The sequence below is a fragment of the Nakamurella leprariae genome (assembly GCF_016918035.1).
In the GTDB taxonomy this organism is placed as follows: domain Bacteria; phylum Actinomycetota; class Actinomycetes; order Mycobacteriales; family Nakamurellaceae; genus Nakamurella; species Nakamurella leprariae.
Genome location: NZ_JAERWK010000016.1, coordinates 12,263 through 36,258 on the forward strand (window position 1 = coordinate 12,263; position 23,996 = coordinate 36,258).

The 23,996-nt window shown below is 73.3% G+C and carries 20 protein-coding genes and 2 tRNA genes; 7 read left to right on the forward strand and 15 right to left on the reverse strand.

Features of this window, described 5'->3' with window-relative positions; translation table 11 throughout:
• Entirely contained in the window at positions 1 to 2,730 is a 2,730-nt protein-coding gene (locus JL106_RS12380) for a hypothetical protein (RefSeq protein WP_205261039.1), read from the forward strand.
• 21 nt (positions 2,731 to 2,751) lie between these two features.
• Here JL106_RS12380 and JL106_RS12385 read toward each other — a convergent pair whose 3' ends face one another.
• On the reverse strand, positions 2,752 to 2,943 hold the full coding sequence (locus tag JL106_RS12385; protein ID WP_205261040.1) for a hypothetical protein: 192 nt from the start codon (positions 2,941 to 2,943) through the stop codon (positions 2,752 to 2,754).
• 195 nt (positions 2,944 to 3,138) lie between these two features.
• On the opposite strand from JL106_RS12385, the gene JL106_RS12390 reads away from it, so the two are divergent.
• The gene (locus JL106_RS12390) at positions 3,139 to 4,233 is read left to right on the forward strand and encodes a nicotinate-nucleotide--dimethylbenzimidazole phosphoribosyltransferase (protein WP_205261041.1); all 1,095 of its coding nucleotides are present in this window, start codon (positions 3,139 to 3,141) and stop codon (positions 4,231 to 4,233) included.
• Positions 4,234 to 4,268: 35 nt separating this feature from the next.
• Here JL106_RS12390 and JL106_RS12395 read toward each other — a convergent pair whose 3' ends face one another.
• Together JL106_RS12395 and JL106_RS12400 are read right to left on the reverse strand one after the other, a co-directional pair.
• Complete coding sequence (locus tag JL106_RS12395; protein ID WP_205261042.1) at positions 4,269 to 4,943, reverse strand: uracil-DNA glycosylase; 675 nt, start codon at positions 4,941 to 4,943, stop codon at positions 4,269 to 4,271.
• A gap of 44 nt (positions 4,944 to 4,987) precedes the next feature.
• Complete coding sequence (locus JL106_RS12400; RefSeq protein ID WP_407940158.1) at positions 4,988 to 5,962, reverse strand: thiamine-phosphate kinase; 975 nt, start codon at positions 5,960 to 5,962, stop codon at positions 4,988 to 4,990.
• 334 nt (positions 5,963 to 6,296) lie between these two features.
• On the opposite strand from JL106_RS12400, the gene JL106_RS12405 reads away from it, so the two are divergent.
• Together JL106_RS12405 and JL106_RS12410 are read left to right on the forward strand one after the other, a co-directional pair.
• Entirely contained in the window at positions 6,297 to 6,530 is a 234-nt protein-coding gene (locus JL106_RS12405) for an Lrp/AsnC family transcriptional regulator (protein ID WP_205261258.1), read from the forward strand.
• A 14-nt stretch (positions 6,531 to 6,544) separates the two neighbouring features.
• On the forward strand, positions 6,545 to 7,132 hold the full coding sequence (locus JL106_RS12410; RefSeq protein ID WP_205261043.1) for a DUF3515 domain-containing protein: 588 nt from the start codon (positions 6,545 to 6,547) through the stop codon (positions 7,130 to 7,132).
• 28 nt (positions 7,133 to 7,160) lie between these two features.
• Here JL106_RS12410 and JL106_RS12415 read toward each other — a convergent pair whose 3' ends face one another.
• The 3 genes from JL106_RS12415 to JL106_RS12425 all read right to left on the reverse strand — a co-directional run bounded on the left by JL106_RS12415 (position 7,161) and on the right by JL106_RS12425 (position 10,349).
• Entirely contained in the window at positions 7,161 to 8,309 is a 1,149-nt protein-coding gene (locus JL106_RS12415) for a D-alanine--D-alanine ligase family protein (RefSeq protein ID WP_205261044.1), read from the reverse strand.
• A 163-nt stretch (positions 8,310 to 8,472) separates the two neighbouring features.
• Positions 8,473 to 9,525, reverse strand: coding sequence for an NAD(P)H-dependent glycerol-3-phosphate dehydrogenase (locus JL106_RS12420; RefSeq protein WP_328842224.1), 1,053 nt, complete (start codon positions 9,523 to 9,525; stop codon positions 8,473 to 8,475).
• The gene (locus JL106_RS12425; protein WP_205261045.1) at positions 9,522 to 10,349 is read right to left on the reverse strand and encodes a lysophospholipid acyltransferase family protein; all 828 of its coding nucleotides are present in this window, start codon (positions 10,347 to 10,349) and stop codon (positions 9,522 to 9,524) included. Before JL106_RS12425 ends, JL106_RS12420 begins: the two co-directional genes overlap by 4 nt.
• A gap of 286 nt (positions 10,350 to 10,635) precedes the next feature.
• On the opposite strand from JL106_RS12425, the gene JL106_RS12430 reads away from it, so the two are divergent.
• Both JL106_RS12430 and JL106_RS12435 read left to right on the forward strand, forming a co-directional pair.
• The gene (locus JL106_RS12430) at positions 10,636 to 12,834 is read left to right on the forward strand and encodes an RNA degradosome polyphosphate kinase (RefSeq protein ID WP_205261260.1); all 2,199 of its coding nucleotides are present in this window, start codon (positions 10,636 to 10,638) and stop codon (positions 12,832 to 12,834) included.
• Positions 12,824 to 13,813, forward strand: a complete 990-nt coding sequence (locus JL106_RS12435; RefSeq protein WP_328842228.1) for an NUDIX hydrolase — start codon at positions 12,824 to 12,826, stop codon at positions 13,811 to 13,813. The genes JL106_RS12430 and JL106_RS12435 overlap by 11 nt, the downstream gene beginning before the upstream one ends.
• A 135-nt stretch (positions 13,814 to 13,948) precedes the next feature.
• On the opposite strand, the gene JL106_RS12440 is transcribed toward JL106_RS12435, so the two are convergent.
• From JL106_RS12440 to leuC, 3 genes are all read right to left on the reverse strand, one after another.
• On the reverse strand, positions 13,949 to 14,644 hold the full coding sequence (locus tag JL106_RS12440) for an HU family DNA-binding protein (protein ID WP_328842229.1): 696 nt from the start codon (positions 14,642 to 14,644) through the stop codon (positions 13,949 to 13,951).
• Positions 14,645 to 14,910: 266 nt separating this feature from the next.
• Positions 14,911 to 15,504 carry a 3-isopropylmalate dehydratase small subunit gene (gene leuD / locus JL106_RS12445; RefSeq protein WP_205261046.1) on the reverse strand — a complete coding sequence of 198 codons (594 nt, stop codon included), beginning with the start codon at positions 15,502 to 15,504 and terminating at the stop codon, positions 14,911 to 14,913.
• A 75-nt stretch (positions 15,505 to 15,579) separates the two neighbouring features.
• Entirely contained in the window at positions 15,580 to 16,998 is a 1,419-nt protein-coding gene (leuC, locus tag JL106_RS12450; RefSeq protein WP_205261047.1) for a 3-isopropylmalate dehydratase large subunit, read from the reverse strand.
• Between the two features lie 145 nt (positions 16,999 to 17,143).
• On the opposite strand from leuC, the gene JL106_RS12455 reads away from it, so the two are divergent.
• Positions 17,144 to 17,845 carry an IclR family transcriptional regulator gene (locus JL106_RS12455; RefSeq protein ID WP_205261048.1) on the forward strand — a complete coding sequence of 234 codons (702 nt, stop codon included), beginning with the start codon at positions 17,144 to 17,146 and terminating at the stop codon, positions 17,843 to 17,845.
• A gap of 95 nt (positions 17,846 to 17,940) precedes the next feature.
• Here the strand turns inward: JL106_RS12455 and JL106_RS12460 are convergent.
• The 6 genes from JL106_RS12460 to JL106_RS12485 form a co-directional block, all read right to left on the reverse strand.
• Positions 17,941 to 18,013: transfer RNA gene (locus JL106_RS12460), tRNA-Glu, on the reverse strand.
• A gap of 104 nt (positions 18,014 to 18,117) precedes the next feature.
• Positions 18,118 to 18,189 (reverse strand) — tRNA-Gln (locus JL106_RS12465).
• Between the two features lie 135 nt (positions 18,190 to 18,324).
• Entirely contained in the window at positions 18,325 to 19,929 is a 1,605-nt protein-coding gene (gltX, locus tag JL106_RS12470) for a glutamate--tRNA ligase (protein ID WP_205261049.1), read from the reverse strand.
• A 55-nt stretch (positions 19,930 to 19,984) separates the two neighbouring features.
• Positions 19,985 to 20,770 (reverse strand): fumarylacetoacetate hydrolase family protein, encoded by a 786-nt coding sequence (locus JL106_RS12475; RefSeq protein WP_205261050.1) that lies wholly within the window; start codon positions 20,768 to 20,770, stop codon positions 19,985 to 19,987.
• A gap of 70 nt (positions 20,771 to 20,840) precedes the next feature.
• A complete protein-coding gene (gene cimA / locus JL106_RS12480) occupies positions 20,841 to 22,592 on the reverse strand; it encodes a citramalate synthase (protein WP_205261051.1) in 1,752 nt (583 codons plus the stop codon).
• Between the two features lie 119 nt (positions 22,593 to 22,711).
• Positions 22,712 to 23,734, reverse strand: coding sequence for a 3-isopropylmalate dehydrogenase (locus JL106_RS12485; RefSeq protein ID WP_205261052.1), 1,023 nt, complete (start codon positions 23,732 to 23,734; stop codon positions 22,712 to 22,714).
• Positions 23,735 to 23,996: the final 262 nt, after the last annotated feature.

The following is a 23,996-nucleotide window of genomic DNA, read 5'->3' on the forward strand; positions in this document are numbered from 1 at the left end:
ATGAAGCCTCACGGAGCGCGACGACTTGCGCGGCACAGGAAAGATGGCCGGCTCCGCCGCTTCGGCGCCGCCGCGCTGACGGTGGCCCTGGCCGTCACCAGCGGCGGCGTCGTCTCCGCGTTGACCGCACCGGCCGCGGCCGCCGCCGCGGTGAGCCAGGCCGGGCAGGACTACGCCACCACCCGGTTCGCCGACCCGTGGGACTACGCCAACCCCGAGGACATCCTCCTGGACAACAGCGGGCCGGCCTGGAACCTGCAGTCCGGCCGCGTCGAGAACGGGGCCGTCCGCGGCCGGTTCTCCGACAACGGATACATCTCGCCGCTGTGGGGCGGGTACGGCGGATCGCTGCTGCTCGACCGCGACGGAGGTCGCGCCGGGAATGCGATCGACGCGGCCAGGTACACGACGGTGTCCTTCCAGGCCTGGTCCGACCGTGACGTGGCGGCGGGCCTGATGTGGTTCGACTGCCCCGGCGGCGGGGTCGACGCCGCCTGTGGCGGCGGTCTGTCGTTCGCGCTGCAGGCCGGCTGGCACACCTACGTGCTGCGCCCGACCAACTCCGTCTACTCGGGCTGGCCGCGCAGTTGGTCGGGTCAGCTCAACGGGCTGCGCCTGGCCGTCTCGCCGGGCCCGGGCGGCAGCGACTTCGCCCTGGACTGGTTCCGGGTGGCGCAGACCGGTTCCTCCGGCGGCGTCTCGTGGTCGAACCCCGGCGGTGGCCGTGGCGATCTCGTCTGGGATGCCAACGGCGACGACGCCGACAACGTCACCGGGCGGACCGACTGGGGCGTGCTCGGCGCCGTGTCCGGGGCGAGCGGGACCGCTGACCTGTCCGCACTGCCATCCGGCGACTACCGGATCGGCGTGCGCAGCAACGGCTCGGTGAGCCGGTGGACCTCGGTCACCCTGGACGCACCGCTGCCGAGGGTCATCACGCCGAACGCCGTCGGCGACCGCGACTACGCCACCGACGTGCTGGGCGACCCGTGGGACATGAACGGGCCGCATGACGTCGCCGGTATCGCCAACGCCACCGACATCTCCTGGGCCAACGGCCGTCTGGCTGCGACCAACACCTCCGTGGATCCCTCCGTCCGCTTCCGGGTGGGTGCCGGCGGGCTGGACGGCCGGGTGTACCGGCACCTGACCATCACGTCCGGCTACGACGGGCCCTTCGATCTCCGCGACGCCGCCGGCGGCGGCACCATGGGCCGCGTCATGTGGAACCGGACCGACGGGCGGTCCGGGCAGACCAACGACGTCCTGACCTACGGCGGGACCCGCACGGTGACCGTCGACCTGGGCGCACCCGACGCCCAGCTGCTCGAGCCGGAGGATCCCGGCTCGGTCTCGTTCGCGTCGTCGTCCCGGGTGACCGAGGTCCGCTGGGATCCCAACGAGGACCGGGGCGCCCGCCGCTGGTGGGTCGACGACGTCCAGCTGCGGTCGGACTTCGCCACCACCGGGACCTTCCCGATCACCTGGCAGGACGCGTCCGGCCGGGGCGGCGGCAGCGCGACCCTGACGGCCGACACCGACCGGACCGGCTGCAACGGCACCACGGTGGCCCGCAACGTACCGGTCGCCGCCGGCACGAACACCACCTCGTGGAACACCGCGGGCGTGGCCGCGGGCCGGTACTGGCTGTGCCTGACCATCACCCGCGGCGCAGCGACCACCTCGACCTACGCCACGGGCGTGCTCGTCGTCGGGACCCCGCCGGTGACCGCACCGAACAGGACGCCGGTCGGTTCGTTCGACGGCGGCCGGCTCGACGGCGCGAACTACACGGTGAGCGGCTGGGCGTTCGATCCGGACACCGGGTCCGCGCCCGTCGCCGTGGACGTCTGGGCGAGCGGCCCGGGCGGTGTCCGCACGGCGGCCCGGCTGTCGACCGGTGGGGATCGGCCCGACGTGGGCGCCGTCGTCCCGGGCGCCGGGCCCCGCAGCGGATTCTCCGGGTCGATCAGCCTGCCGCAGGCCGGCCGGTACGAGGTGTGCCTGTTCGGGATCGACTCCGCGGGTGGGACCAATCCGCTGATCGGGTGTCGCACCGTCGACGTGCCCGGCCCGGTCGGGTCGTTGGACGGGGCGGCGATCGGGGCGGACGGGTCGATCACGGTCTCCGGCTGGACCGCGGAACCGGCTGCGCCCGGCCGGCAGACCGAGGTGCACCTGTACGTGACCGGTCCGGCGGGCACGGCCGGGTACAGCGGCACCCTGACCGGGCAGTCGCGTCCCGATGTCGCGCGTGTCGTGCCCTGGGCGGGCGGGAACACCGGGTGGTCCCGGGCCGTCCAGCCGCAGGGCGACGGGGAGCACCGGATCTGCGCGTTCGCCATCGGTTCCCGTCCGGAGGGGGCGAACAGCCTGCTCGGCTGCTCGACGGTGACGGTGCGCAGTGCGTTCGGGGCGCTCGATTCGATCCGCGTGTCGAACGGCCAGTTCCTGGTGGAGGGCTGGGCCCTGGATCCCAACCGTCCGCAGGGCCAGGTCGAGGTGCACGTCTACGACACCGGCCCGTCCGGAACCAGGGGCTACGCGGGGATCCGGGCCGGTCAGTCCCGACCCGACGTGGCGGCGGTCTTCCCCGGGTACGGCCCGGCCCACGGGCTGCGCGCCACCGTCCCCGCGGCCGACCGCGGCACCCACACCGTGTGCGCCTTCGCGATCAGCACCGGTGGCGCGGCGAACGCGTTGCTCGGCTGCCGGACGCTGCGGGTCTGACTCACCGGGAAGCAGGGGCGATCAACGGCGATCGCCCGGCTCCGACAACGCCCGTTCCTCGTCGAACAGGCTGGCCGCGTCGATCCCGGCGGCGCGCAGATCGGCGGCCTCCTCGGACAGCCACTGCTCGGCGGCTTCGGTCGTGGTGAACGAGATGGCCGGTCCGTCGACCGCGACTCCCGCCGCCGAGACGAATCGCCACAGGAACGCCATCCAGGCACACCCTTCCGGTTCCCGTCCCGGTCAGCGCCGGCAGCCGCACCGCCCGGCGGCCACCGACTGGCGCCGACGGGATCGAGCGCGACGGTAGCGTGAGCGGGCCGTGCGCGGGGCCGTCCCGCGCCGGACCGACCGACCCGGTGCGACCGGCCGGTCCGGTCCCGGCCGGATCGTGCTGCGGAGGATCGCGTGTCGGTGGAGTTCGCCGAGGTGGCCGCCCTGGACGCGGACGTGGCCGCCGGTGTGGCCCGCCGCCGCAGCCGGCTCCCGGTCGGCGCCCTGGGCGTGTTGGGCCCGCTCATCGACGCGCTCGCCTCCGCCCGCGGCTCGGCCGACGGACCGCTGCCGCCGAGGCAGGTCGACCTCATCGTGTTCGCCGCCGATCACGGTGTGGCCGCCGCCGAGGTGTCGGCCCGCCCGGCGGACTGGACCGCCGTGACCGCCGGGCTGCTGCACCGCGGAGACGGCCCGGTGGCCGCGCTGGCCCGGGCCGCCCAGATCGGGGTCCGGGTCGAGGACCTGGGCATCGATCCGGCCCACGCCGCCGGCGAGGCCGCCTCCGAGGCGCTCGCATCGCTGCCGGCCGGGCACCGGGTGCGCACCGGCAGCGGTCGGATCGACCGGGAGGACGCGCTGACCGTCGACGAGGCGGTGGCCGCGGTGCAGGCCGGCCGCACCGTCGCCGACGAGCAGATCGACGCCGGCGCCGACCTGCTCGTCCCGGCGGTCTGCGGGGTCGGGGTGAGCACGCCGGTCGCCGCGCTGGTCAGTGCGGTGACCGGGATGGAACCGGTGGACGCCACCACCCGCGGGTCCGGGATCGACGACGCGGGCTGGATGCGCAAGGCGGCGATCGTCCGGGACGCCCGCCGTCGACTGGGCGCCGATCCGGACGTGCTCACCATGCTGGCCACCGCAGGCGGCGCCGACCTGGCCGCGCTCACCGGCTGCATCGCCCAGGCCGCCAGCCGGCGGGTCCCGGTCCTGGTCCACGACGTGCCCAGCGCGCTGTGCGCCGTGCTGGCCAACCGGGTCGCACCGGGCACCGACGCCTTCGTCTTCGCCGCGGCGCTGGCGCCGGAGCGGCCGCACCGCCGGTTGCTCGAGCTGCTGGGCCGGGAACCGCTGTCCGACTGGGGGGTGACCGGCGAGTGCGGCACGGCCGCGCTGCTGGTCGTCCCGGCCATCCGGGCCGCAGCACGCGCTCTGGACGCCGTCGGCGACCTGCCGGGCTCGTCCCGCACCGGGCGGGCACTGACCGCCTGGGACGTCGACCTGCTCTGAGCTCCGATCGGCGGCCGGGCCGGCGCCCGGACCGATCAGCGCAGGGTCCAGTCGACCGGCGCACCGCCCTGGGCGACCAGGGCCTCGTTGGCCCGGGAGAACGGCCGCGATCCGAAGAACCCGCGGGACGCGGACAGCGGCGACGGATGGACCGACGCGATGACCGGGGTGTCGCCCAGCAGCGGGCGCAGCGACTGCGCGTCCCGGCCCCACAGCACGGCGACCAACGGCCCGCCCCGCTCGACCAGGGCCCGGATGGCGGCGTCGGTGACCTGCTCCCAGCCCTTGCCCCGATGGGACGCGGGCTGGCCCGGCTGCACGGTGAGCACCCGGTTGAGCAGCAGCACCCCGGCGTCGCTCCATGCGGTGAGGTCGCCGTGGGCGGGCGGTGCCACGCCCAGGTCGTCCTGCAGCTCACGGTAGATGTTGACCAGTGACCGCGGCAGCGGCCGGACGTGCGCGTCCACCGCGAAGGACAGCCCGATCGGGTGCCCGGGGGTGGGGTACGGGTCCTGCCCGACGATGAGCACGCGCACCCGGTCGAGCGGGGTGCGGAACGCGCGCAGCACCCGGTCGCCCGCCGGCAGGTAGGTGCGGCCCGCGGCCACCTCGGCCCGCAGGAACTCCCCCATCGCGCTGATCACCGGCGCCACCGGTCGCAGGGCTTCCGCCCACTGCAGATCGATGAGGTCCTCCAGGGGCGCCGGCACAGCGGGACACGCTACCGACCGTCGGCCGGCGCCCGATCGGGCGGTCAGCCCGGTCGGCCGAAGTGGTCCCAGCCCGCGGCGCCGGTGTGCGACTGTCCGTCCACCGTCACCCGCACGCCGGACGCCAGGTCGGGCACGGTGTCGGGCGCGCTGTCGGGCGTCTGGCCGTCCGCGTCCTCGAGCACCGTGCCGATCGGCTGCCACCCGTCGGGCAGCGCCGCGCCGGCCGGGAAGGTGGCGACCAGGGCGTGGTCGTCGCCCCCGGTGAGCACCCAGGTGGAGGCGTTCCGGCCCAGCGCGGACGCCACCTCGAGCAGCCGGGGGGCCGGGGTCAACGCCGTGGCCGACAGATCGATGCGGACGCCGGAGGCATCCGCGATGTGGCCGACGTCGGCCAGCAACCCGTCGGAGACGTCGATCATGGCGGTGGCCCCGGCCACCGCCGCGACCGGACCGGCGGCCAGCGGCGGTTCCGGCACCCGGTAGGCGTTCACCACCGCGGCCGGCGAGCGGAACCCGCGGGACAACACGTCCAGGCCGGCCGCGGCCCAGCCCAGCCGGCCGCAGACCGCGACCACGTCACCGGGCCGGGCGCCCGAGCGCAGCACCGGCTCCGCGTCGACCGGCTCACCCAGGGCGGTGACGCTGATGGTCAGCACCGGTGAGCTGGTCAGGTCGCCGCCGACCAGACCGGCCCCGGCCGCCTGCGCCTCGGCCTGCAGGCCCCGGCCGATCCCGGTGACCAGTTCGATGGGAGTGTCGGCCGGCGCGCACACGCCGACCAGCAGCGCAGTGGGCCGGGCGCCCATGGCGGCCACGTCCGCGAGCGACGCCAGCGCCGCCCGGCGACCGATCTGCTCACCGGTGGCCCAGTCGGTGCGGAAGTGCACCCCGTCGACCAGCACGTCGACGGTCGCCACGGTCCGGCCGCTCGGAACGGCCAGCACGGCCGCGTCGTCGCCCGGCCCGAGCACCGTGGTGGCCGGTTGGGCGGCACCCGCGACGATCGCGTCGATCACCGAGAACTCGCCGGCGTCGGACAGTCTCGCGGCGCCGGAGCCGGCCGGTCCGGTGGCGGCGCCGATCCCGGAGCCGGACGGGGGGGACGGCGTGCGGGGATCGCGTGGCGTGCTGATGGTGGCTCTCGCTTCCTGTGCGGACCGGTCTCCAGCGGGCGGGACCGGTGCGGTGCTCCATTCTCGCTGTCGGTCCGCGACCCGTCGGGCCCCGACACCGGGCGGACACCGGGCGGACACTGGGCAGCCGAGCGGGCCGGATGGATGCCGAACGGATGCGGGAGCGCCGCCCGGCGACGGCTACAGTTCCCGACCGAACCGTAGAAAGGGGCACGTGTTGGTGCAGGCATACATCCTGATCCAGACCGAGGTCGGACAGGCCGCCGGGGTCGCCTCGACCATCGCCGGGCTGCCCGGGGTGACCAGCGCCGAGGACGTCACGGGTCCCTACGACGTCGTCGTCCGGGCGGAGGCGGACACCGTCGACGAACTGGGTCAGCTGGTGGTCGCCCGCATCCAGAGCATCCCGGGCATCACGCGCACGCTGACGTGCCCGGTGGTCCACCTGTAGAGGGTCGGTGCCCGGTGAGTGCTGACCAGAGCCCGACCCTCCGGACCCGGGACGGCATCGCGCCGGCCCGGGTGATCGCGGCGATCGCGGTCGCGGTGCTGGCCGTGGTCGGTGTGGTCGTGGTGTCCACCGTGGTGCGGTCGGCCCCGGATCCCGATGTGACCGGGCCCCTGGCGGTGTCCCCGCTGGACGCCCCCGGTGCCGGCACCCAGGCCTGCCGCGACCTGATGGCCGCCCTGCCCGAGCAGGCCGGCGACCTGACCCGGCGTCCGCTGGCCGACGTCGCGGGCGCAGCCGGTGAGGAGCACGCCGTGGCCGGCTGGGGTCCCGACGAGGCGGTCGTGCTGCGGTGCGGTCTCGACGACCCCGCGGAACTGACCTGCTCATCGGCGTTGTCCGAGGTGAACGGCGTGGCCTACCTGCCGATCTCGGTCGGGGACGCGACCACCTGGCTGGCGGTGGACCGGTCCGTCCGGATCGCCGTGTCCATCCCGCCCGGTGTCGGAACCGCGGCGCTGCAGGACCTCTCGGAGGTCATCGCGGCCACGCTGCCGCAGCGGGCGGTGTGCACGGACGGCGTGCTCCTGCCCCTGGACCGCTGACCCGTCCAGTCGACCCAGCCAGCCAGCGTCAGCGCAGTCCGGTGCCCCGCGCCAGCGCCGTCTCGACCAGCACCCCGACCAGTTCCGGGTACGGCATCCCGGCCGCCGACCACATCCGCGGGAACATCGAGATGGGCGTGAATCCCGGCAGGGTGTTCACCTCGTTGATCACCACGTCCGGCCCGTCCGGTCCGTCGGTCACGAAGAAGTCGACGCGAGCCAGCCCCTGGCCGTCCAGCGCGGCGAAGGCCCGCACGGCGAGGTCGCGCACGCCCTTGGTGACCACGTCGGCCAGGTCGGCCGGGATCGCGAAGGTGGCCACGTCGTCGACGTACTTGGCCTGGAAGTCGTAGAACGTCCGGTCCGCCGGGACCGAGATCTCCGCGGTGGGTGATGCCTCCACCCGCCCGTCCGGGAACTCCAGCACGCCGCACTCGATCTCGCGGCCCAGGCGGGCCGCCTCGACCAGCACCTTCGGGTCGACGGCACGGGCGACCGCCACGGCGTCGTCGAGATCGGCCCAGTCGTCGACCCGGGTGACGCCCAGCGACGACCCGGCCCGGGCCGGCTTGACGAACACCGGCAGACCGAGGCGGGCGCGTTCCGGCTGGCTGAGCGTGGTACCGGCCCGGCGGAGCACCACGTAGTCACCGACCGGCAGACCCTCGGCCTGCAGCAGCTTCTTGGTCAGCTCCTTGTCCATGCCCACGGCCGAGGCGAGCACGCCCGCGCCGACGTAGGGCAACGCCGCCAGCTCGAACAGCCCCTGGACGGTGCCGTCCTCGCCGAACGGTCCGTGCAGCACCGGGAAGACCACGTCGACGGGCTCCACCCGGCCGTCCGCCGTCCGGACCAGGCCGCCGACGGTCGGGTCGGCCGGCAGCACGATCGGCTCGCCGTCGGTCACCTCGGGCAGCGCGCCGCCCGCGGCGGCAGCGACGACCCGGTCGGCGTCCACGATGCGCCAGGAGCCGTCCCGGCCGATGCCGACGGCCAGCACGTCGTACCGGTCCCGGTCCAGATTGGCCAGCACGCTGGCCGCGGAGATGCAGGACACGGGGTGCTCACCACTGCGCCCGCCGAACAGCACGGCCACCCGGATGCGCTGGGGCGTCGGGACGATCGACGGATCTGCCCCGGAGGTCCGTGGGTCGCTGGGCCCGGTCGACTGCGTCATGCCCTGCACCCTAGAGCCCCGGCGGGGCCGGCGCGGCCGTCCCGCGCCCGGGCCGGGACCGGTCCTGCACCCGCCACCGGATCCGACGCCGAGACCGACGCCGAGACCGACGCGGATGTGCGGTCGCACCGAAGATCGTTCCGGGCCACGTGATCCGGCGGTGTCACTCCGTGGACAGCGGCCGCGACATGATCGCGTCGATCATGGCCGCGGGCGGCAGGTGCTGGTAGCAGACCCGGTACACCGCCTCGGTGACCGGCATGTCGACGTCGTGCCGGACAGCCAGGTCGCGCACCGACCGGCAGCTGACCACTCCCTCGGCCACCTGCCCGCCGGACGCCTCGAGCGCCTCGTCCAGGCTGAGCCCGATACCGAGGCGCCGTCCCAGGGACCGGTTGCGGGACAACGGGGACGAGCAGGTGGCCACCAGGTCGCCCAGGCCGGAGAGGCCGGCGAAGGTGGCCGGGACCGCACCCAGCTCCTGGCCCAGCCGGGCCACCTCGGCCAGCCCGCGGGTCATCAGCGACGCCACGGTGTTCAACCCGAGGCCCAGCCCGTCGGCGATGCCACACGCCAACGCGATGATGTTCTTCCCGGTGCCGGCGATCTCGGCGCCGACGACGTCGGTGGTGGTGAACGGGCGGAAGTACGCGGTGGCGCAGGCGCGCGCGACCGCCGACGCCAGGTCGTGGTCCACCCCGGCCAGCAGCGTCGCGGTCGGGTGGCCGGCGGCGATCTCCAGGGCCAGGTTCGGCCCGGCCAGCACGACGATGTGCTGCGGGTCGACTCCGCCGACCCGCTCGATGATCTCGCTCATCCGCAGACCGGTGCCGATCTCGACGCCCTTGGCCAGCGAGACCATCGGCACGCCCGGTCGCAGCTGATCCCGGAAGACCGTGAGGTTCTCCCGCAGCGACTGGCTCGGCACGGCCAGCACGACGGCATCGGCCCCGTCAACCGCCTCGTCCAGGTCCGACGTCGCCGCGATGGACCGTGGGAGATCGACTCCCGGGAGGTACTCCGGGTTCTGCGCGGTGGTGCTGATCCGTTCCGCGACGGAGGCCCGGCGGGCCCACAGGGTGACCGCGCGGCCGGCGTCGGCCAGCACCTTGGCGAAGGTGGTGCCCCAACTGCCCGCTCCGAGCACCGCCAGCCGCTGCACCTGGGGTTCCGGGCCGGACGCCGGAACCGCCGGAGCGGTCCCGGACGCCGTCACCGGCCGGGCTCCGGCGCTCCGGCCGTGGATCCGTCGGCCGGCGTCACCGGGATGTCCGGCCCCGGAACCTCCCCCACGGTGCGAGCCGCCCGGGCGGCGCGCTTGGGGTCGAAGAAGTCGGCCGGCGCCGGCTCGCCACGGACCTCGGCGAGCAGGTCGCGGACGGCGGTCATGATGCGGTAGGAGGCGTCGCGCACCGCCCGGGCGTCGGCCGGCCCGGTGCGCAGGTCGTCCAGCGGCACCGGCTCACCGACCGCGACGATCACCCGCTTGCGTGGCAGCGGCCGGAACTTGCGACCGGTCGCGTACGAGTCGAACACTTCCTGGGTGCCCCAGTGCGCGATCGGGACGACCGGGAAGTCGCCGGTGAGCGCGAGCGCGGCCACCCCCGGCCGCGGCCGCATCGGCCACCGGTCCGGATCGCGGGTGATGGTGCCCTCCGGGTAGATGACCAGCACCTTGCCCTGCCGCAACGCCTCGACCGACGCATCCAGCTGCGCGGCCCCGGAGCCGCGCTCCACCGGGATCTGGTCGGTGCCCCGCAGCGCCGCACCGACCACCGGCAATCGCCACAGGGAGGACTTGGCCAGGATGTGCGGGATGCGGCCGGTCTTGCGGACCAGCACAGCGTCGAAGACCGGGTCCAGGTGTGAGATGTGGTTGCCCACCACCAGGATCGGCCCGGACCGGCGCAACCGCTCCAGGTTCCGGTAGTCGCGACGGCCGAGCGCCCGGGTCAGCGGGTAGAGCGCGAACTCGCAGATCCGGATCCAGGCGTTGCCCCGTTCGAAGACCGGGTTCCGCGCACGACCGATCCGGATCACCGAGTTCCACTCCTCCCGAGCGCCGCGCGCAGTCGTCGTCCGTCCACCGGTGCCCGACCGGCCGGTCCCCTGGGAACCCTAGAGCAGCGGTGGCCGATCGTGACGGGCGGTGAACGCGAGCACGCCCGGTGACGTTCCCGACCGCGGTCGCCGGACGCCCCGCCCCGTGGACAATGGCCCGGTGACCGTCTCCCGAAGCCGCACCGCCAGCAGCCGTCCGGACGACCCACAGGAGGCCCCGCCCGTCACCGACGACGCGGACGCCGGCGACACTCCCCGCACCACCATGTCCGCGGACGGCGTCGTCACCTCGCCGACGGCCGGTGCGACCGAGCTGATCGAGGCACCCGCCATCGAGCCGTTCCACGAGCCGGACGACGGGCGCGCGGCGACCGAGGAGATCGCCCTGGAGGACCTGCCGCCGCTGCCGGACGACCGGTTCCAGAACCGCGAGCTGAGCTGGCTGGACTTCAACCGGCGGGTGCTGGCGCTGGCCGAGGACGAACACCAGCCGCTGCTCGAGCGGATGAAGTTCCTGGCGATCTTCGCGTCGAACCTGGACGAGTTCTACATGGTCCGGGTGGCCGGTCTGAAGCGCCGCAGGGAGATGGGCCTGTCCATCACCAGCGCCGACGGGCTCACCCCGTCCGAGCAGCTGGCCATGATCTCGACCATGACCCAGGAGTTGGTCGAACGGCACGGGCGCTGCTTCACCGAGTCGGTGCTGCCGGAACTGGGCCGGGTCGGGGTCCGCATCGTGCGCTGGTCCGACGTGCGGTCCGAGGACCGGGAACGCCTCGGCACCCTGTACACCGACAAGATCTTCCCGGTGCTGACCCCCCTGGCGGTCGACCCGGCCCACCCGTTCCCGTACATCTCGGGCCTGAGCCTGAACATGGCGATCATCGTGCGGGACCCGGTGTCCGGCGTGGAGCGGTTCGCTCGGCTCAAGGTGCCCAACAACGTGGACCGCTTCATCCGGGTCACCGAGGGCAAGTCCGACGACAAGGTCGAGTTCCTGCCCCTGGAGGAACTCATCGCGGCGCACCTGGCCCAGCTCTTCCCGGGCATGCAGGTGGTCGAGCACCAGGTCTTCCGGGTCACCCGGAACGCCGACCTGGAGGTCGAGGAGGACCGCGACGAGGACCTGCTGCAGGCGATGGAACGGGAGCTGGCCCGCCGCCGGTTCGGCCCCGCGGTCCGGTTGGAGGTGGCTCGCTCCAACGGGACCCGCATCCAGGACCTGCTGACGACCGAGTTCGACGTCGCCCCGCGCGATGTCGTGGACGTCACGGGTCTGCTCGACCTGTCCAGCCTGTGGCAGCTCTACGGACTGGACCGGCCGTCGCTCAAGGACGCCCCGTTCGTGCCGGCGACCAGCCCGGCGTTCGCCGAGGGTGAGACACCCAAGAGCGTCTTCGCCCGGTTGCGGGACGGTGACGTCCTGGTCCATCACCCGTACGAGTCCTTCGCCACCACCACGCAGCGGTTCCTCGAGCAGGCCGCCGCGGACCCACGGGTGCTGGCGATCAAGCAGACGCTGTACCGGACCTCGGGCGACTCCCCCATCGTCGACGCCCTCATCACCGCGGCCGAAGCCGGCAAGCAGGTGGTCGCGCTGGTCGAGATCAAGGCCCGCTTCGACGAACTCGCCAACATCTCCTGGGCCAAGGCGCTGGAGCGGGCGGGCGTGCACGTGGTGTACGGCCTGGTCGGGCTCAAGACGCACTGCAAGATCGCCCTGGTCATCCGTCAGGAGGGCTCGGAGCTGCGTCGGTACTGCCACGTCGGCACCGGCAACTACAACCCCAAGACCGCTCGCATCTACGAGGATCTCGGGCTGCTCACCGCCGATCCCGGCATCGGGGCGGACCTGACCGACCTGTTCAACGTGCTGACCGGCTACTCGCGGCAGACCGACTACCGGAACCTGCTGGTGGCGCCGCACTCCATCCGCAGTGGCATCATCCGGCGGATCAACCGGGAGATCGAGCACCAGCGAGCCGGCCGGGGCGGTCTGGTCCGGCTCAAGATGAACTCCATCGTCGACGAGCAGGTGATCGACGCGCTCTACCGCGCGTCGCAGACCGGCGTCCGGGTCGATCTCACCGTGCGCGGCATCTGTGCGATCCGGGCCGGGGTACCCGGGCTCAGCGAGAACATCACCGTCCGTTCGATCGTCGGCCGGTTCCTGGAGCACTCGCGGATCTTCCACTTCGGTGGCGGTGGCCCCGAGGGCGAGGAGTACTGGATCGGCAGCGCCGACATGATGCACCGCAACCTGGACCGCCGCGTGGAGGCGCTGGTCCGGGTCAAGGACCGGGCCGCGACCGGCCGGCTGGACGCGCTGCTGACCACCCAGGCCCGGGACGACGTGCGGCGCTGGGTGCTGGGGCCGGACGGGTGGTCGCAGGCGCCCGTCGGCGAGGCGGGGGTGGACGTGCAGGAGGAGATCCTTCGACGGGGGCTGCCACGTGGCGAATGACCGACTGTCCCGCACGAAGTCCGGTCGCTCGGCGCGACCGCTGGCCGGCCGGGGACCGTGGGCGGACGCGGCGATCCGCGCGGCCGGCGCGGTGGTCTGGCGTCCGGGTGACCGCGACCAGGTCGAGATCGCCCTGGTGCACCGCCCCCGGTACGACGACTGGTCGCTGCCCAAGGGCAAGGCCGACCCGGGTGAGAGCCCGGCCCTGACGGCGTGGCGCGAGGTGGCGGAGGAGACCGGATTCCGGACGGTGGTGGGCCGTGCCCTGACCAGCGTCTCCTACGAGGTGGCGGGCAAGCCGAAGACCGTGCAGTACTTCGCGGCTCGGTCGGTGTCCGGGACGTTCGTACCCAACAAGGAGGTCGACCAGCTGCTCTGGTTGAACCCGCGCGAGGCGGCGGCCCGGATGACCTACGAGTACGACCAGGCGGTGCTGGCCACCTTCTCGGTGCTGCCCGCCGAGCTGTCCGGCGTGGTCGTCGTCCGGCACGCCCGGGCCGGGCACCGGGAATCGTTCGACGGGGACGACCAGGACCGTCCGCTGGACGGCAAGGGCCGGCGGCAGGCGGTGGCGCTGGCCGACCAGCTGCCACCGTTCCAGCCGCTGCTGGTGGGCAGCGCCCCGCTGGAGCGCTGCACGGCCACGGTGACCCCGACGGCGGACCGACTGTCGCTGCGGGTGCTGGCCGAGCCGGCGCTGAGCGAGGAGGCCTACCGCGACGAGCCGGCGGCGGCGCGTCGCCGGATCGTGGAGCTGGCCGAACTGGTGGCCAAGCGACAGGCCGACGGCGACGTGGGAGCGGCCATGGTGTGCAGCCAGGGCGGCGTCATCCCCGGGGTGGTGAAGTCGCTGGCGGCCCGACACTCGGTGCAGATCGGGCCGGTCAGCACGCCGAAGGCGTCGTACTGGTACCTGTCGTTCGACGGCCGGGAGCTGGTCCAGGCCGACCACCACACCGCGCCGGAACTGGACGGCTGAGCCGGATCTGATCCGTCTCAGCCCGGCGGGCCCGCGGAACGGGACGCCGGGCGGCGGTGAGGACGGCCGGGGGGGGGGGGGGGGGGGGGGGGGGGGGGGGGGGGGCGGGGCCCCCCCCCCCCCCCCCCGCCCGGCTCACTTGCTCTTGGCGGCGCTCCGGCGGGTGGTGGTCTTGGCGGCACCCTCGGACTTGGCCGCAGTGGTCTTGGTCGCGGTCGTCTTCGGAGCGGCGGCGGTCTTGGTGGTGGCGCGGGCGCGCGTGGTCTTCGCCGGCGCCGCCTCCGTCGCGGCCGTCGCCTTGGTGGCGCGCGTGGCGCGGGTGGTGCGGGCGGGCGCCGTCTCCGCGGCCGCGGCCTTGGTGGCGCGGGCGCGGGTGGTGCGGGCCGGAGCCGGGGCCGCCTCGGTGGCGGCGGCCTTGGTGGCGCGGGCCCGCGTGGTGCGGGCCGGGGCCGCGTCCGCCGCCTTCGGTGCGGCCTTGGCCGTCGTGCTGGCCTTGGCCAGTGCGGCTGCGGCCCGGGCGGTGGTGATCTGGCCGGTCGACTTGGGCATCTTGATGCTGCCCGCGATGACGTCCTTGAAGTACTTGCCGGGCCGGAAGGCCGGCACGTTGGTCTTGCGCACCTTCACCGACTCTCCGGTGCGGGGGTTGCGCGCGGTGCGGGCCGCCCGGGCGCGCTTCTCGAAGACGCCGAAGCCGGAGATCGAGACGCTGGAACCCTTGTGGACCTCGCGCTGCACCAGGTCGATGAAGCCCTCGACGGCCGCCTGCGCGGTCTTCTTGTCTCCATCGAGCCGTTCGGCGAGCTGGTTGATCAGGTCGGTCTTGTTCACGGGCCCCTCCCAGGACACACCGGCCCGCCGGAGGTGCTGGGGCCGTCTCGTCACTCAGAGTAAGACCGTTTGCGGCAGAACGCCAGTCACCAGCGCGCTGGACCGTATGCCGGGCACGGGTTCTCACGTTCCGTGCGGGCCGGGATCCGGCCGTCCGGGTCACCGCCGCCGAGGCGTACCGGAGATCCGACGGAGCGCGGGATGCGGTGCTGCACAACACATCCCACGCCGCCGGCCGGTGCGACCCGGGTGGACCCGGCGGCGCGTCAGCGAGCCGTGGTGGTCGGCAGGAAGCTCGGCCGGGTCGTCTCGAATTCATCGATCCGCTCGGCGTGGCGCAGGGTCAGACTGATGTCGTCCCAGCCTTCGAGCAACCGCCAGCGGGCGTAGTCGTCGATGTCGAACGAGATCACCAGCGTGCCGGCGGTGGCCGTCCTGGCCTCCAGATCCACCGTCACCTCGGTGCCGGGCTCGTTCTCGAGCAGCTTGAACAGCAGCTCGGCGTCGTCCTGGCTGATCTGGCCGGCCACCAGCCCGGCCTTGGACGAGTTGCCGCGGAAGATGTCCGCGAACCGCGGCGAGAGCACGACCTTGATGCCGTAGTCCATCAGCGCCCACACCGCGTGTTCCCGGGACGATCCGGTTCCGAAGTCGGGACCGGCCACCAGCACGGAGCCGCCGGCGAAGGCCGGCTGGTTGAGGATGAACGAAGGGTCCTTGCGCCAGGCCGCGAACAGCCCGTCCTCGAACCCGGTGCGGGTGATCCGCTTGAGGTAGACGGCCGGGATGATCTGGTCGGTGTCGACGTTGCTGCGCCGCAACGGGATCCCGACGCCGGTGTGGCTGCGGAAGGCTTCCATGGGAACTCCTGGGGGACGTGAGCGAGGCGGACCGGGCTGGTCGGCCCGGCGGTGGACCGGAAGTGGCTGGGGTGATCAGCGACCGGCGGTGGCCGGCACGAGATCATCGGGCGAGGACAGCGTCCCGCGCAGCGCGGTGGCCGCGGCCACCACCGGGGACACCAGGTGCGTCCGACCGCCCTTGCCCTGCCGGCCCTCGAAGTTCCGGTTCGAGGTGGACGCGCTGCGCTCTCCCGGCGCCAGCTGGTCCGGATTCATGCCCAGGCACATCGAGCAGCCGGCGCTGCGCCACTCGGCCCCGGCCGCGGTGAAGACCGCGTCCAGCCCCTCGGCTTCGGCCTGCTCCTTGACCCGCATCGATCCCGGCACCACCAGCATCCGCAGACCCGGGTCGATCTGCCGGCCCCGCAGGATGTCCGCCGCGGCCCGCAGGTCCTCGATCCGCCCGTTGGTGCAGGACCCGAGGAAGACGGTGTCCACTCGGATGTCCCGCAGCGGAGTGCCGGGCTCCAGGCCCATGTACTCCAGCGCCCGCTCGGCGGCCAGCCGCTGCGAGTCGTCGGTCATGACCGCCGGATCCGGCACGGCGGCCGACAACGGCAGGCCCTGACCGGGGTTCGTGCCCCAGGTGACGAACGGGGTGAGCTCGTCGGCGTCCAGCACGACCTCGGCGTCGAAGACGGCGTCCTCGTCGGTCACCAGTGTCGACCAGTACTCGACGGCGGCGTCCCAGTCGGCGCCGCTGGGGGCGTGCGGCCGACCCTGGATGAACTCGTAGGTGGTCTCGTCCGGCGCGATCATCCCGGCCCGGGCGCCCGCCTCGATCGACATGTTGCAGATGGTCATCCGGGCCTCCATGGAGAGCTGCCGGATGGCCTCGCCGCGGTACTCCAGCACGTAGCCCTGGCCACCACCGGTCCCGATCTTGGCGATCACGGCCAGGATGATGTCCTTGGCCGAGACCCCCGGCCGCAGCGAGCCCTCGACCGTGATGGCCATGGTCCTGAACGGCTTCAGCGGCAACGTCTGGGTGGCCAGCACGTGCTCCACCTCGCTGGTGCCGATGCCGAAGGCCAGCGCCCCGAAAGCGCCGTGGGTCGAGGTGTGGGAGTCACCGCACACGATGGTCATGCCCGGCTGGGTGACCCCCAGCTGCGGTCCGACCACGTGCACGATGCCCTGCTCACGGTCGCCCATCGGGAAGAGCCGGACGCCGAACTCGGCGCAGTTGCGGCGCAGCGTCTCCACCTGGGTCCGCGAGACCTCGTCCGCGATCGGCAGGTTGACGCCCAGCGTCGGCACGTTGTGGTCCTCGGTGGCCAGCGTCAGGTCGGTGCGGCGGACCGGCCGACCGGCGAGTCGCAGACCGTCGAACGCCTGCGGGCTGGTCACCTCGTGGACCAGGTGCAGGTCGATGAAGAGCAGATCGGGCTCGCCCTCGGCGCGATGCACCACGTGCGCGTCCCAGACCTTCTCGGCCAGCGTGCGCCCCATCGATGGACCTCCTGTGCTCCACGGAACCGCGTCTGTTCGGGCCGCCCGCCGCGCCGGACCGACGTCCGCAACCGGTGGGCACCTCGGGACCGCCCCGGCCTGTCGCCGGGTGACATCCCATGTTCTGAGAAACTAGTATCGAATCATGGGACAGTCTAGTGGCATCGGGGTACTCGACAAAGCCGTGCAGGTGCTGGTCACCGCGGCAGCCAACCCCGTCGCCCTGGCCGAGTTGTGCGCCAGCACCGGACTGCCTCGGGCCACCGCACACCGGCTCGCCGTGGGTCTCGAGGTGCACGGGTTGTTGATGCGGGACGACGCCGGACGCTGGACTCCCGGGCCACTGCTGGGCCGGCTCGCCGCCGGTGCCACCGATCCCCTGGTGGCAGCGTCCGCCGACGTGCTGCCGCGCCTGCGGGACCGCACCGGGGAGAGCGTGCAGCTGTACCGCGCGGACGGGCTGAGCCGGGTGTGCATCGCCGTGTCGGAGTCGACCGCCGGGCTGCGCGACACCGTGCCGCTCGGGGCCCGGCTGCCCATGACGATGGGGTCCGGCGCCAAGGTGCTGGCCGCCTGGGCCGATCCGGCCACCCAGCGGGCCGTGCTGTCGCAGGCGGCGTTCACCGAACGGACCCTGGCCGAGACCCGGCGTCGCGGCTGGGCCCAATCGGTCGCGGAGCGGGAGCCCGGCGTGGCGTCGGTGTCGGCGCCGGTGCGGGACCAGGGAGGGTCGGTCATCGCCGCGGTGTCGGTGTCCGGACCGGTGGACCGCATCGGACGCCGGCCGGGGGTCCGGTGGGCGGGCGATCTGGTGGAGGCGGCGGCCGCGCTCACCGCCCGGCTCTGAGGCCGGAGACCGGGTGCGGCGACCCGACTCTCCGAGACCGCTGGTACCCGGGAACGGCAGCAGGCCCGCACCGTGAGGTGCGGGCCTGCGTGGTGTAGCCCCGAAGGGATTCGAACCCTCGCTACCGCCGTGAGAGGGCGGCGTCCTAGGCCGCTAGACGACGGGGCCTTGCCAGTTCCACGGAGTCCGGCCCACTGGGCCGTTCTTCCGTCGGAAAGCGTACACGATCCGGGTGCTGTCTCCGACCACGGCCGGGACCCATCAGATCGCCGCTGGGGTACTAGGACTCGAACCTAGAATGGCTGAACCAGAATCAGCTGTGTTGCCAATTACACCATACCCCAAGGGACCGAGCGCACAGCTGTCCGGTTCGACCAGTTCGACTGGCCGGACCGGGCTGCGGCGCCGGGAAGAGATACTACCCGCTCGCCCGGGCAGGAACGAAATCGTCGCTCCGTCCCGGGCGGGCAGGCCATCGGTCAGCCCGCGACCAGGGCGCGGGCTGACCGCAACCGGGCCAGCGACCGCTCCCGGCCGAGCAGTTCCATCGACTCGTACAGCGGCGGGGAGACGGTCCGGCCGGTGACCGCCACCCGGACCGGGCCGAACGCGACGCGCGGCCGCAGCCCGAGCTCGTCGATCAGCGCGGTGCGCAGAGCCGGCTCGAGCGAGGCCGCGACGAACGTGGTCTCGTCGGTCGCCTCGACCACCGCCAGGGTCGCGTCGAGCACGGGCAGCGCCGCCTCCGTGAGCACCTTGGTGGCGGCGGCCGGGTCGATCTCGAACGCCGCCTCCTCGACCAGGGCGAACCGCAGCATGGTCGCGGCTTCCGACAGCAGCGCCGAGCGTTCCTGCACCAGCGGCGCGCCGACGGCCACCACGGCGCGCTGGGCGTCGGTGGGCTCGGCCGGCAGCTCCCCGCGGTCCACGAGGTACTGCAACAGCCGCCCGGCGAACTCGTCCTCGCCCAACAGCCGGATGTGGGTGCCGTTGAGCGCCTCGGCCTTCTTGCGGTCGAACCGGGCGGGGTTGCCGGAGATGCGGCGGCCGTCGAACGCGGTCACCAGTTCCGCCGGGCCGAACACGTCGCGGTCGGGGTCGTCGGCGTCGTGCAACGACCAGCCCAGCAGGGCCAGATAGTTGACCATGCCCTCGCGCAGGAAGCCCTCGTCCCGGTACTGGAACAGGTTCGACTGGGGATCGCGCTTGGACAGCTTGCGGTTCCCCTCCCCTGTCACGAACGGCAGGTGCCCGAACTGCGGGGTGTACTGCGCGACCCCGATCGCTTCGAGCGCCCCGTAGAGGGCGATCTGGCGCGGGGTGGACGGCAGGATGTCCTCGCCGCGCAGCACGTGCGTGATGCCCATGAGCGCGTCGTCGACCGGGTTCACCAGGGTGTAGAGCGGCTGCCCGTTGGCCCGCACCAGCACCGGGTCCGGGACCGATCCGGCCGGGAAGGTGACCCGGCCGCGGACCAGGTCGGGGAACGAGATGTCCGCGTCCGGCATGGCCAGCCGCAGCACCGGCTCCCGGCCCGCCGCCCGGGCGGCCGCGATGAGCGCCGGGTCAGGCACCCGGTCGTGGTTGTCGTACCCGAGTTTCGGGTCACGACCGGCCGCCAGGTGCCGGGCGGTGATGTCCTCGGCGGTCGACCACGACTCGTACAGGTACCCCGCCTCGCGGAGCCGACGGACCACGTCGGCGTAGATGTCGCCACGCAGGCTCTGCCGGTACGGCTCGTGCGGCCCGCCGACCAGCGGGCCCTCGTCCCAGTCCAGACCGAGCCAGCGCAGCGCGTCGATGATGGCCTGGTAGGACTCCTCCGAGTCACGCGCCGCGTCCGTGTCCTCGATGCGGAACACGAAGGTGCCGTGGTGGTGTCGGGCGAACGCCCAGTTGAACAGCGCGGTCCGGGCCAGCCCCACGTGCGGCGTACCGGTCGGCGAGGGGCAGAACCGGGCGCGGACCGGGCGTTCCGCACTGTCCCGCGGCGTCAGGTCGGGCAGCGGTGCCGGGACCGGTACGCGGACCGGGGACGGTCCCCCGGGAGTCGGAACGGGTGCGGCGGCAGGCGTGTTCGTCATGGCCGGGCCAGCCTAGTGCGCGCGCCGTCCCGGCGCGGTTGCCGGTCCGGAACGCTCAGCGCCGAGCCACCACCGGGTTGCTGAGCGTGCCGATGCCCTCGATGCTCACCGACACCGTCTGGCCCGCCTGCATCGGCCCGACCCCGGCGGGGGTGCCGGTCAGCAGCACGTCACCGGGCAGCAACGTCATCACGCCGGAGACGAACTCGACGATCTCCGCGACCGAGAAGACCATGTCGCCGGTGTGGCCGTCCTGCGCGACCTGGCCGTCCAGCTCGGTGCGCAGCCACAGGTCCGTCGGGTCCAGCTCGGTCTCGATCCACGGCCCGATCGGGCAGAACGAGTCGTAGCCCTTGCCCCGGGTGAACTGCACGTCGGCCCGCTGCTGGTCCCGGGCAGTCACGTCGTTCGCGACGGTGTAGCCCCGGATCACCGTGCTGGCGTCCTCGGCCCGGACGTCGCGGCAGGGCCGCCCGATGACGACGGCCAGCTCGCCCTCGAAGTCGACCCGCTCGGACGACGGCGGCAGCTGGATGGGCGCGTTCGGGCCGATCACCGAGGTGGACGGCTTGATGAAGATGATCGGTGAGGCCGGCACCTCGTTGCCCAGCTCGGCCGCGTGATCGGCGTAGTTGCGGCCCACGGCAACCACTTTCGACGGCAGGATGGGCGCCAGCAGTCGGGTGTCGGCCAGCGGCCAGGAGCGGCCCGTGAACGTCGGCGTCCCGAACGGGTGGTCCACGATCTCCCGGGCGACGGCGTCCCGGGTCGATCCGCTCTCCCCGCCCTCGATGGCGGCGAACGCGACTCCGTCGGGGTGGGCGATGCGACCCAGCTTCACGGTCGACTCCTTCTCACAGCGGATCTCGAGGGCTCGGGACAGGTGGGATCGGCTCCGGTGGGCCTGACGATCACGGCGCGGCGGCGGGGTGCGGCCGGGTGACCGCCCAGACCATGGCGTCCACCAGAGCCTGCCACGACGCCTCGACCACGTTCGGATGCACACCGACCGTGGTCCACTCCCGGCCGTTCCAGGCCGACGAGACCAGCACCCGGGTGATGGAGTCGGTGCCGGCGCTGCCGGCCAGGATCCGCACCTTGTAGTCGGTCAGCTCGACCTTCTCCAGTTCGGGGTACCGGCCGACCACCGCCTGCCGCAGGGCGGAGTCCAACGCGTGCACCGGGCCGTTCCCCTCGGCGGTGGCGATCACCCGGGTGCCGCCCACCCAGACCTTCACGGTGGCCTCGCTGTTCACCACCGGCACGGAGCCCGCCGCGGCGGTGTCGCCCCCGGCCTCGGCGACTCCCGTGGCACCCGGCGTGCTGTCGACGATGACGCGGTAGGACTCGACCCGGAAACCCCGGTCCTTGGTCGGGTCGCCCGGGCGCGCCGCGGCAGCGTCCGGGTCGGCCGCGGCGATGGCGTCGTGCAGCAGCAGTTCGAAGGAGGCGTCGGCCGCCTCGTACGACCAGCCCGTGGCCTCCCGCTGCTTGACGGTGTCGACCACGCGTTCGACGACGTCGGGACGGTCGGCCAGCTCGACGCCCAGCTCCCGCGCCTTGAGTTCGACCGACGCCCGCCCGGCCATCTCGGTGATCAGGATGTGCATGTCGTTGCCGACGACCGCCGGGTCCAGGTGGTTGTACAGCTCCGGGTCGACCTTGATCGCGGAGGCGTGCAGGCCTGCCTTGTGCGCGAACGCCGACGACCCGACGTAGGCCTGGTGGGTGTTCGGGGCGATGTTGGCCAGCTCGGCCAGGGCGTGCGAGACGCGGACCATCTCGACCAGGCCGTCCGGCGGCAGCACCGGCAGGTCCAGCTTGGTGACCAGGTTGCCGACCACGGCGAACAGGTCGGCGTTGCCGGCCCGCTCCCCGTACCCGTTGGCCGTGCACTGCACGTGGGTGGCGCCGGCCTCGACCGCGGCGACGGTGTTGGCCACCGCACACCCGGTGTCGTCCTGGCAGTGGATGCCGATGCGGAACCCGCCGCGCTCGGCCACCTCGGTGACCACCCGGTGCACCCCCATCGGCAGCATCCCGCCGTTGGTGTCGCACAGCACCACGACGTCGGCGCCGGCCGCGACCGCCGCCTCCGCGACGCGCAGGCCGTAGTCCCGGTCGGCGCGGTACCCGTCGAAGAAGTGCTCGCCGTCCAGGAAGACGCGGCGGCCGTGCTCGACCAGGTGGCGGACCGTGTCGGAGACCATGGCCAGGTTCTCCTCCAACGTGGTGCGCAGTGCGTGCTCCACGTGCCGGACGTCGGACTTGGCCACCAGCGTCACCACCGGGGCCTGCGAGTCGAGCAGCGCCTGGACCTGCCGGTCGTCCTGCACCCGGCGGCCGGCCTTGCGGGTGGACCCGAAGGCGACCAGCTGGGCGGTCCGCAACGAGAGTTCGCCGGCCGCGACCCGGGCGAAGAACTCGGTGTCCTTGGGCATGGCGCCGGGCCAGCCACCCTCGATGAACCCGACCCCGAGTTCGTCGAGGAGTCCGGCCACGGCGAGCTTGTCGGTCACCGAGTAGGTGATGCCCTCGCGCTGCGCGCCGTCCCGCAACGTGGTGTCGAAGACGTGGAAGGCGTCGCCCAGCGGCGACCGGCGCGGCGCGGGACCGGACCGGGTGGGGACGACGGGCGGGACTGACCGATCTGGCGAGGTCATTCGCGGACTTCCTGTCGGGACCCGGCGGGCGGGCCGAGCACGTCGGCGCGGCTCGCGGGGTGCGGGGTGGAGCGGTGTCCCGGCGCCGGTCGGACGGGCCGGTGCCGGGACACCTGGTGTCAGCTCGAGGCCAGCGCGGCCAGCCGGTCGCCGATGGCCTGGGTACGGCCGACCGCCCCGGGCTGCCGGGTGGCGAGGTCGAACGCGACGGCCGCCTCGACGCGGCGCGCCGCGTCCGGCAGGCCCAGGTGGTCGAGCAGCAGGGCCACCGAGAGGACGGTGGCGGTCGGGTCGGCGGTCCCGGTGCCGGCGATGTCCGGGGCGGAGCCGTGCACCGGCTCGAACATGCTCGGGTTGGTGCGGGAGACGTCGAGATTGCCGGACGCGGCCAACCCGATGCCGCCGGACACGGCGGCCGCGAGGTCGGTGACGATGTCGCCGAACAGGTTGTCGGTGACGACCACGTCGAACCGGCCCGGATCGGTGACGAGGTAGATCATGGCCGCGTCCACGTGGCAGTAGGCCACCGAGACGTCGGGGAACTCCATGGAGACCTCCTCCACGACGCGACTCCACAGCTGCCCCGCGTGGGTGAGGACGTTGGTCTTGTGCACCAGCGTCAGATGCCGGCGCGGCCGGCGGTGGGCCCGCTCGAAGGCGTCCCGCACGACCCGCTCGACGCCGAAGTAGGTGTTCAGCGACACCTCGGTGGCGATCTCCTGCGGCGTGTCCTTGCGCAGGATGCCGCCGTTGCCGACGTACGGCCCCTCGGTGCCCTCCCGGACGACGAGCATGTCGACCGCCTGGTCACCGGCCAACGGCCCGGCCACCCCGGGGTACAGCCGCGCGGGCCGCAGGTTCACGTGGTGGTCGAGTTCGAACCGCAGCCGCAGCAGCAGGCCGCGCTCCAGGATGCCCGAGGGCACCGTGGGGTCGCCGACCGCGCCGAGCAGGATCGCGTCGTGCTCACGCAGCTCGCGCAGCACCGAGTCGGGCAGCAACTCGCCCGTCCGGTGCCAGCGCGCGGCCCCGAGGTCGTACTCGGTGGTCTGCACGGACGGCAGCACACCGGACAGCACCTTGAGGCCCTCCGCCACGACTTCCGGCCCGATGCCGTCCCCGGGAATGACCGCCAGCTTCATGCTCGACCTCTCCGCCACGCCGACGCCCGCGTCCACGTGCCCCGCTGATGTCCGTCCGTACCTTGCCTGGTCCCCCGTCCGACGACGGTGGATGATCATCGGGATCGTCGGGAGCGAGGGTGACCTGCGCCGACACGATCGGGGACCGGGGTCAGCGTATCGGTCGAACGACGCTCAGCCAGCACCGACGGCCGGTCGATCCGTCCGACTGGTCCGTTTCGCTGCTCCGAACGGGTGAGCCACCGTGCCCCATGGGTCACCA